Here is an 8,562-nt window from a genome sequence, read left to right on the forward strand (position 1 = left end):
CCTTCCGGGGCGAGGGTGGGCCGGGAGCGAGCCGGGCCTCACCCGCCCACGGCGACCCACCCGGTCAGAGCGGCCCCCGTGCGAGCAGGTCGTCGACCCGTGCTTCCCCATCACGGTACCTGCGGGTGATCTCGGCGTTGCAACCGTCGGCCGTGCGCAGCAGCCGCTGGCGCCGTCCGGACACCTCCCGCTCGTACGCCCGCAGCCGCTCCAGGGCGGCCAGCAGCTCCTCGGCCGGGTGCGCCGCCAGGTCGGCGAGCTGGACGTCGCCCATCAGCGCGTCCGCCTCCAGCCGGGACTCCCGGGTGCGCGGCGGCCCGAGGGTGACGTGCCGGGCCGAGCGCCGCACGGTGGAGGGCGCGTCGGTCAGGATGGCCGGCAGCCGGTCCAGCAGGTCGCCGGGGGCCGGGTCGGGGCCGGACGGGTCGGCCGTACGGACCGGGCCCGTGCCGGGCCGCCGGTCGAGTTCGGCGCGCAGGATGTCCATCCGCCCGTGCAGCAGCCGCCGCAGGTAGGACAGGTCGGCCTCCTGCTCCAGGGTCTCCCGGCGCAGCACCCGCAGCTGCTCCAGGCCCAGCCCCTCCAGGTCGGGCTCGTCCTCCGCGCCCGCCGCCGGACCGTCCGGGCCCCCGGGGGCCCGCACCACCGACCCGGACCGGTCCCGCGCCACGCTGCTCGCGTCCATCACCCAACCACCTGACGTCGTCCGATCCCGCCCGCTCGCGGCACCCCGTCGCTGCCGCCGGTCCGACCCGTCCCCCGACGGGCCGCGCGTCCCGTCCACCGGCCCGCCGGGAACCCCCGGAGGCTCCGGTCCCCGGCCGTGACGCCCACCGGGGCGGCACCGCCAGACGCCTGACCTACCGGCTCGACCGCCCGGCCGAACCCGGGTCCGGCGCGGCGGACCTCCTGGCGCCCCGGACCCCTCGTACGGTCCACCAGCGTGCCACCCCACCCGGCGCACGCGCACCGCCCGTGCACCCGAACGGCCCCCTGGCGAACGGGGGTGGCTGATATGACCAGCCCTTTCCCCAGGAAGAGTGGCGCCCGATTCCGCGCAGGCGCGCACCCCAGGGCGTGCACGGCCTTCGCGCGCGCCCCTGGTGTGCGCCCTGGGGAGGCCGCCGGGGCGGAGGGACGGGGCCGACCGGAGGGGCGGCCGGGCGGAACGGCCGGGAAGGGTGCGGCGCTGAGCCGGGGGCACGGCGGATGCGCGGGCGCGGAGCGGCGGCGGACGCGCCGGGCGCGGGCCGCGCGGAAAGCACCCGGGGCTCCTCCGGGGGCCGTACGGCGCTCCGGCACAATGGCGGCATGCGAGCAGTGGTGCAGCGAGTGACCGAGGCCCGGGTGACCGTGGCCGGTGAGACCGTCGGCGCGATCGAGGGGCCCGGGCTCTGCGTCCTGGTCGGCGCCACCCACGACGACACCCCCGCCAAGGCCGCCCAACTGGCCCGCAAGCTCTGGACGCTGCGGCTGCTGCCCGCGAACGACGAGGGCGTCGAGCAGAGCTGCTCGGACCTCGGCGCCCCGCTGCTGGTGATCAGCCAGTTCACGCTCTACGGCGATGCCCGCAAGGGCCGCCGCCCCACCTGGAACGCCGCCGCCCCCGGCCCGGTCGCCGAGCCGCTGGTGGACGAGGTGGTGGCGCAGCTGCGCGCGCTGGGCGCCAAGGTGGAGACGGGCCGGTTCGGCGCCGACATGCGGGTGGCGCTGGTGAACGACGGCCCGTTCACCGTCCTCGTCGAGGTCTGACCCCGCCGGGGGCCCCACCGGGCCCGGCCGGGGCGCCGAGCGGCCCCGGCGCGGCCCTGGACGGCCCTACTGCGGGACGATCACGTCCTGGGTGCCCGGCACCGTGCCGGCCAGCAGCACGGCGTCCACCGGGACGTTCCGCTTGACGATCGCCAGCGCGATCGGCCCCAGCTCGTGGTGCCGGGCCGAGGAGGTCACGAAGCCCAGCGCCCGCCCGTCCGGGTCGGTGGCCAGCCGCACCTCGGTGCCGTGCGGGGGCAGCGTCTCCTCGGTGCCGTCCAGGTGCAGGAAGACCAGCCGGCGCGGCGGGCGGCCCAGGTTGTGCACCCGGGCGACGGTCTCCTGGCCGCGGTAGCAGCCCTTCTGCAGGTGGACGGCGGTGCGCAGCCAGTCCACCTCGTGCGGGATGGTCCGGTGGTCGGTCTCGAAGCCCAGCCGGGGCCGGTGGCCCTCGATCCGCAGCGCCTCGTACGCCCAGACCCCGGCCGCCGGACCGTACCCGGCGGTGAGCCGCTCCAGCTCGGCGCGCGGCACGAACAGGTCGCGCCCGTACGGGAGTTCGCGGACGGCGGCGGCGCCCTCGACGGCGGCGGTGGAGCCGGCCGGCAGGTGCACCACGGCGTACTCGGCGGTCGCGTCGGCGACCTCCACCCGGTAGAAGAACTTCATGCCCTCCAGGTAGGCGACCAGCGCCTCCTGGGTGCCCGGCTCGACGTGCGCCCAGGTGGTGGTGCCGTCGTCCACCAGGTAGAGCGCGTGCTCGACGTGCCCGTTCGGGGAGAGCACCAGCGCCTCGGCGGCCTGCTGCGGCGGCAGCTCGCTGACGTGCTGGGTGAGCAGCAGGTGCAGCCAGGAGAGCCGGTCCGCGCCGGTCACGGTGACCACGCCGCGGTGCGAGAGGTCGACGAAGCCGACGCCCTGCGACAGCCTGCGTTGCTCGCGGAAGATGTCGCCGTAGTGGGCGGCGACGCCCTCGTCGGCCCCCTCGGCGGGGACGGCTCCGGGCAGGGAAAGCAGCGGGCTCTTCACACCGGTCATACCGGCCAGCTTACGGCTGGTCCCCGACGAGCTTGGCGGTGCAGTCGGCGCAGCGGCCGAAGATGGCGAAGTGCTTGAGGTCGGTGTCGAAGCCGTGCCGCTCGCGCAGGCTGTCGATCAGCGGCTGGGCGATCTCGGTGCCGGTCTCGGTGACCTTGTCGCAGTCCCGGCAGACCAGGTGCAGGTGGTGGTGGCGGCCGGCCAGGTGGTAGGTCGGGGCGCCGTGGCCGAGGTGGGCGTGCGAGACCAGGCCCAGCTCCTCCAGCAGCTCCAGGGTCCGGTAGACGGTGGAGATGTTGACACCGCTGGCGGTCCGGCGGACGTGGCAGAGGATGTCGTCGGGGGTGGCGTGGTCGAGCTCGTCGACGGCCTCCAGCACGAGCTGCCGCTGCGGGGTGAGCCGGTACCCGCGTTCGCGCAGGTCGGCCTTCCAGTCGCCGGAGAGCTGCCAGTCGGTGGTGCCGGTGTCCGCCACGGTACTCGTCCCTGCCAATGGTCGGGGGTCCTGGAGCAAGTGTAGGGACCGGCCGGGGGCCGGTCCCTACCTCGTGCACGGAAGTGCCGGTCGCGCGATCGGCCTACTTGAAGAAGGCGATGCCGTCGTCCGGCAGGTCGTTGATGTCCTTGATCAGCTGGGCCGGGCTGAGCACCTTCTTCAGCTGGGCGGACATGTACGGGCGCAGCGGCACGCTCGGGGCGGCCTTCTCGCCGACCCAGAGCAGCTCGCCGTTGACGAAGCCGTACAGCCGCTTGCCGCCCGAGTACTCCGGGGAGCCCTCGATCCGGGCGACCGCGTCGGTGGAGACGTCGACCTGGGGCTTGCCGTCGGCCAGCTCGCCGTACCAGATCTCGACCGTGCCGTCGTCGCGGACGGAGGAGATCTCGATCCCCCGGACACCGCTGGTGCCGTCGTGGTTGCTGGTGATGCGCCAGAACGCGTGCTCGTTCTCCAGCGGACGGACCTTCTCGCCCTCGCTGTCCAGCACCCAGGTCCGGGAGCGGAACTCCAGGAAGGGGCGGCCGTCGTGGCGGATCACGATCTCCTGGCCGAAGTTGCACTTCTCCGCGCCCGGGAAGTCGTAGACGCCCGCGCCCTCCCAGGTGCCGAGGAGGAAGGCGAGCGGGACGACGTCCCTGTGGAGGTCAGAAGGGATCTCGATCATGTTCCTGGTCGCTGTTCTCGTCGGTGTGGGACTGCCTCAACCGTACGGCAGTCTCAGCGCTGGCCCTGGTACAGCTTCATCACCGAGAAGATGGCGAACCAGGTGATCAGCACGGCCATGAGGGCCAGCAGACCGTCGAAGAAGATTTCCAGACCGGACACGGGTGGCTCCCAGGCGGCGACAGTGTGGTGGATTGTGCTCGGCTCACTCTATCCGCCGGGTTCCGGAGGGTCGCGGTGAGCCCCACCACGTCGCCGTTCGCGCCGTCCTCCCGCGGCTGCTCAAGCTTTGCCCAAGGCTTCCGGGGATGCCGGACGGCGGGGGCGCCGGCACCTCTAAGGTGGCGCCATGGCGAAGAAACTGGTCATCAAGGTCACCGCAGGGGCGGACGCGCCGGAGCGGTGCTCGCAGGCGTTCACGGTGGCGGCGGTGGCCGTCGCCAGCGGGATCGAGGTCTCGCTCTGGCTGACCGGGGAGTCCTCCTGGTTCGCGCTGCCGGGCCGGGCCGCGGAGTTCGAACTGCCGCACGCGGCGCCGCTGCCGGACCTGCTGGAGTCGATCCTGGCGGCCGGCTCGGTGACGCTGTGCACCCAGTGCGCGGCCCGGCGCGGGATCACGCAGCAGGACACCGTCGAGGGTGTCCGCATCGCGGGCGCCCAGGTCTTCGTCAGCGAGATCATGTCGGACAACGTCCAGGCGCTCGTGTACTGAGGCGCCTCGCGCGTCGACGCCTACGGGTGCTCCTCGTGGTCGGGGCGGTCCCGGTCGTGGCCGGGCTCGTCCCACTTCGGGTCGTCCCAGCGCGGGTCGTTCCACCAGTCGTCGTCCGGGTCGCGCTTGTTGGCGAACACCGCGGCGGCCGGCGGGATGACCATCGCGACCACGCACATGCCGATCGCCGCGCCGACCGAGAAGAACCGCACCACGCCCCAGGCCATGACGAACAGGCCCAGGCACACGCCCATCATGGCGAAGTAGTAGCGACGCCGCCGCCTTGCCTGCACCCCTCCACGGTACGACCGAGGGCCCCTGCTCGGCAGGGGCCCTCGGAGTCTGGTCCGGGATCGTCCCGGCTCCGGTCAGACCGCGATCGCGACCTCGACGGCGGTGCCCTGGGAGGCCACCACCTGACGGTCCACGGTCTGGCCCGGCACCAGCGCGCGCAGGGTCCACTTGCCCGGGCGGGCGAAGAACCGGAACTGGCCGGTCGCCGAGGTGGGCACCTCGGCCGTGAACTCGCCGCCCTCGTCCAGCAGCCGCACGTAGCCGTTGACCGGCTCTCCGTCGCGGGTCACCGAACCCTGGATGATCGTCTCGTTCGCCACGTCAACTCCTGCCAGGTCCGGGCCGCCGGCCTTCGCACCGCACATGTCTGTCTCCTTCTGACTTACGGGTCGAGCCGGGGGCTCAGTTGCTGCCGAGCTCGATCGGCACGCCGACCAGGCTGCCGTACTCGGTCCACGAGCCGTCGTAGTTCTTGACGTTCTCCTGGCCGAGCAGCTCGTGCAGCACGAACCAGGTGAGCGCGGAGCGCTCGCCGATGCGGCAGTAGGCGATGGTGTCCTTCGCCAGGTCGATGCCCTCGGCCTCGTACAGCGCCTTGAGCTCGTCGTCGCTCTTGAAGGTGCCGTCGTCGTTGGCGTTCTTGGCCCACGGGATGTTGCGGGCGCTCGGCACGTGGCCGGGGCGCTGCGACTGCTCCTGCGGGAGGTGCGCCGGGGCGAGCAGCTTGCCGGAGAACTCGTCGGGCGAGCGGACGTCGACCAGGTTCAGGGTGCCGATGGCGGCGATCACGTCGTCGCGGAAGGCGCGGATCGAGGCGTCGGCTGCCTGCGCCGTGTACTCGGTGGCCGGGCGGGCCGGCACCTCGGCGACCAGGTCGCGGGAGTCCAGCTCCCACTTCTTGCGGCCGCCGTCCAGCAGGCGGACGTCGCCGTGGCCGTACAGCTTGAAGTACCAGTAGGCGTACGAGGCGAACCAGTTGTTGTTGCCGCCGTACAGCACGACGGTCTGGTCGTTGGCGATGCCCTTGGCGCTCAGCAGGGCCTCGAAGCCGGCCTGGTCGATGAAGTCGCGGCGGACCGGGTCCTGGAGGTCCTGCTTCCAGTCGATCCGGACGGCGTTGCGGATGTGGTTCTTCTCGTACGCGGAGGTGTCCTCGTCGACCTCGACGATGACGACCTTCGGGTCGTCCAGGTGGGCCTGGACCCAGTCGGCGTCGACCAGGACGTCGCTGCGGCTCATGGTGGGTTCTCCATCCGAGGGCGGTTGTGCGGAAGGTGCTGCTCAGGAGGGTGCTGCAGGGTGCCCGGGAGGGTGCGGTCCGAAACCCTGTCCGAATAGCGGGACGAGGGGGTGGGCCGGTGCGGCCGGGCAGGAGACTGCGGAGTACCTCGGCGACCGCCGGCCCGGGGGGCCGGGCGCGGTCGCCGGAAAGATCGGCGGCGGGCGTCAACTGCCCTGCCGGGGGCGCCGAATCAGCGCATTCGACACAGACAGGCGGCCACGCGGCACAGGTCTACCGCCCGCCGCTTCGTGAGGTCCGTCTGTCGCTTCATGCCGACGATGCTAGGGACACCGGAGGCCCGCTGTCATCAGCGTATCGAATAGTGGGATCAGAACGACCGGATGATGGGATTTACCCCCGGTCCGGCCTGTCCGGGCCCGGCCGGCGGCCCCCGGAGGGCGTGCGCGGGGCGCGAACGACACCGCTCCACGGCCCACGCTGGACAGCGCGTCTCGCGGAGCGGAACGATTCGGCACAGCCGTGGGCGGGCCTTGGGACCGGGCCGGGGACGGGCCGGGGACGGGCCGGGGACGGGCCTGGATCAGCCCAGGAGCTTGACGTCCTTGCCGTCGAAGGTCAGCTGGAGGCCCTCCGGCAGCGGCGTCACACCGCCGCCCCCGCCCTCCTTGTCGGCCAGCTTCAGCCCGGCCGGCAGCGAGTCCAGGGTGAAGCTCATCGGCTCCAGCTGCTGGTTGGTGGCACCGGCCACCAGCCCCGCCAGCGAGCTCAGCCGGAAGCCGTCCACCGTGACGGTGTTCCCCTTGTTGCGCACGCTGCCCTCGCCGATCTCGATCGGACCCAGCGAGGCCTTGACCTTGCCCGGACCGGCGTAGGCCAGGCTCAGCCGGGAGTTGCCGCCCACCGGCAGCTTGGCGCCGTGCAGCAGCTGGGAGGCGGGCGGCAGCAGCTGCGCGAGGTCCGGGTAGGAGATCACCCCGCTGCCGGTGCCGCTGTCCACCGTGGCACTGCTCATGCTGTCGCTGACCTTGACCCCGGCGAGCCGCGCCTTGAACGAGTGCAGCGCCACCTGGTGGCTGCCGTCGCCGACGGCCAGGCCGTCGGAGGAGATCCGGACGTCGTCCAGCTTCATCGACAGCACCTGGGTGAGGAACGGGAAGCCCTCGATCGAGACGTCCGGGCGCTGGCTCATCCGGCCGCTCTTCACGATCCGGTCGGCGGCCTCGTCCTCGGCCACGCCCACCGCGATCCGGTCCGCACCCAGCAGCAGGCCGGAGAGCACCGCCAGGCCGATCGTGGCCTTCAGCCATCCGCGCATCGTGTCCCCCGTCGTCGCCGGTCGCTGTGGTCGTTCGTCGCTGTGGTCGTTCGCAGTGGGTCGTTCACCGTTCCGTGGCGGACGCAGGACACGTCCGCCCTCGCACGACCGTACGACGTCCCGCCCCGGAACATGGTTCCGGGGCGGGAATTCGACCTGAACAGGCCTGGACGGGTGGGTACGGGTGGCTCAGGCCAGCAGCTCCGTGGCGATCCAGGCCAGCGGCGCGGCCACCGCCAGCGGCAGCGCCACGCCCGCCGTCATGTGCACGAAGCGGGACGGGAAGTCGTACGCCGCGACCCGACGGCCGACCAGCGCACCCAGCCCGGCCAGCGCACCGAGCGCCAACGGGGCCCCGACCAGCAGGCCCAGCAGCACCGCCGCGGCCAGGCCCAGCACCGGGCCCAGCTGCTTCGGCCCGGGCAGCGGCGCCGCGGCCAGCAGGGTGGCCAGCGCCACCGCGCCCACCGCGGCCGGCACCCAGTCGGCCAGCAGCAGCGCGGTGCACAGCACCGTCACCACGGTGGCCGAGCCGAGCACGGTCAGCGCGTAGAACCGCTCCTTCGGGTCCGACGGGCGGAACGTCTGCAACACCAGGACGAGCAGGAAGAACCCGCCCAGGGTGCCCACCACGGCCGCCACGCCGCCGTCGGAGTCCGCCAGCAGCACCGCCACGTCCGCCGTCAGGCCCGCCAGCGCGGCGAGCAGGATGCCCTGCCGGGCCGGCCACATGCCGTTCAGCCGGAACCAGCCGGCCGCCGTCAGCAGCTGGAGCGGCGCGACCACCAGGGCCAGCGCGACCTGCCCGAGCGCGGCACCGCCGGCCAGCAGCACGGCCACGGCGGCGGTGATCAGGGCCGGCTGCAGGCCCGGGTCGATGATCGGCGAACCGGTCCGGCCGCGCGGACCGGCGGGCGGCACCGCCTGCGGCGGGACGGCCCCGTACGGCGGCGCGGCGGGGGCGCCCAGCGGGCCGGGGGCCACCGGGCGCTTGAGCGTCATGGTCGGCGGGTCGAAGGCCTCCGCCGCCTGCTGCGCGGGGGCCT

General features: G+C 73.4%; 12 protein-coding genes. 2 read left to right on the plus strand and 10 right to left on the minus strand.

Annotated elements, in window-relative coordinates; all coding sequences use genetic code 11:
- Window positions 1-64: 64 nt before the first annotated feature.
- A complete protein-coding gene (locus ACFRQN_RS23695) occupies window positions 65-685 on the minus strand; it encodes an ABC transporter substrate-binding protein (RefSeq protein WP_234348561.1) in 621 nt (206 codons plus the stop codon).
- Between the two features lie 626 nt (window positions 686-1,311).
- Between ACFRQN_RS23695 and dtd the strand changes: the two genes are divergently transcribed.
- A complete protein-coding gene (gene dtd / locus ACFRQN_RS23700) occupies window positions 1,312-1,752 on the plus strand; it encodes a D-aminoacyl-tRNA deacylase (RefSeq protein ID WP_049656260.1) in 441 nt (146 codons plus the stop codon).
- A gap of 66 nt (window positions 1,753-1,818) precedes the next feature.
- On the opposite strand, the gene ACFRQN_RS23705 is transcribed toward dtd, so the two are convergent.
- From ACFRQN_RS23705 to ACFRQN_RS23715, 3 genes are all read right to left on the minus strand, one after another.
- Window positions 1,819-2,781 (minus strand): folate-binding protein YgfZ, encoded by a 963-nt coding sequence (locus ACFRQN_RS23705; protein WP_049656263.1) that lies wholly within the window; start codon window positions 2,779-2,781, stop codon window positions 1,819-1,821.
- A 19-nt stretch (window positions 2,782-2,800) separates the two neighbouring features.
- On the minus strand, window positions 2,801-3,265 hold the full coding sequence (locus ACFRQN_RS23710) for a Fur family transcriptional regulator (RefSeq protein WP_049656259.1): 465 nt from the start codon (window positions 3,263-3,265) through the stop codon (window positions 2,801-2,803).
- A 103-nt stretch (window positions 3,266-3,368) separates the two neighbouring features.
- Window positions 3,369-3,953: an FABP family protein gene (locus ACFRQN_RS23715; RefSeq protein WP_049656257.1), complete on the minus strand. Its 585-nt coding sequence runs from the start codon at window positions 3,951-3,953 to the stop codon at window positions 3,369-3,371.
- Between the two features lie 348 nt (window positions 3,954-4,301).
- On the opposite strand from ACFRQN_RS23715, the gene ACFRQN_RS23720 reads away from it, so the two are divergent.
- On the plus strand, window positions 4,302-4,664 hold the full coding sequence (locus tag ACFRQN_RS23720) for a DsrE family protein (protein WP_049656255.1): 363 nt from the start codon (window positions 4,302-4,304) through the stop codon (window positions 4,662-4,664).
- 20 nt (window positions 4,665-4,684) lie between these two features.
- On the opposite strand, the gene ACFRQN_RS23725 is transcribed toward ACFRQN_RS23720, so the two are convergent.
- The 6 genes from ACFRQN_RS23725 to ACFRQN_RS23750 form a co-directional block, all read right to left on the minus strand.
- Complete coding sequence (locus ACFRQN_RS23725; protein ID WP_074006428.1) at window positions 4,685-4,957, minus strand: DUF3099 domain-containing protein; 273 nt, start codon at window positions 4,955-4,957, stop codon at window positions 4,685-4,687.
- Between the two features lie 75 nt (window positions 4,958-5,032).
- Window positions 5,033-5,323 (minus strand): DUF1416 domain-containing protein, encoded by a 291-nt coding sequence (locus ACFRQN_RS23730; RefSeq protein ID WP_030059605.1) that lies wholly within the window; start codon window positions 5,321-5,323, stop codon window positions 5,033-5,035.
- Window positions 5,324-5,360: 37 nt separating this feature from the next.
- Window positions 5,361-6,197 (minus strand): sulfurtransferase, encoded by an 837-nt coding sequence (locus tag ACFRQN_RS23735; RefSeq protein ID WP_049656251.1) that lies wholly within the window; start codon window positions 6,195-6,197, stop codon window positions 5,361-5,363.
- A 233-nt stretch (window positions 6,198-6,430) separates the two neighbouring features.
- Window positions 6,431-6,511: an Ms5788A family Cys-rich leader peptide gene (locus ACFRQN_RS23740; RefSeq protein ID WP_350517234.1), complete on the minus strand. Its 81-nt coding sequence runs from the start codon at window positions 6,509-6,511 to the stop codon at window positions 6,431-6,433.
- A gap of 270 nt (window positions 6,512-6,781) precedes the next feature.
- Window positions 6,782-7,516: a DUF2993 domain-containing protein gene (locus ACFRQN_RS23745; RefSeq protein ID WP_049656250.1), complete on the minus strand. Its 735-nt coding sequence runs from the start codon at window positions 7,514-7,516 to the stop codon at window positions 6,782-6,784.
- Between the two features lie 189 nt (window positions 7,517-7,705).
- A partial coding sequence (locus ACFRQN_RS23750; protein WP_380741906.1) for a hypothetical protein occupies window positions 7,706-8,562 on the minus strand: 857 nt, incomplete at its 5' end.

The sequence above is a fragment of the Kitasatospora sp. NPDC056800 genome (assembly GCF_042789775.1).
Classification (GTDB): domain Bacteria; phylum Actinomycetota; class Actinomycetes; order Streptomycetales; family Streptomycetaceae; genus Kitasatospora.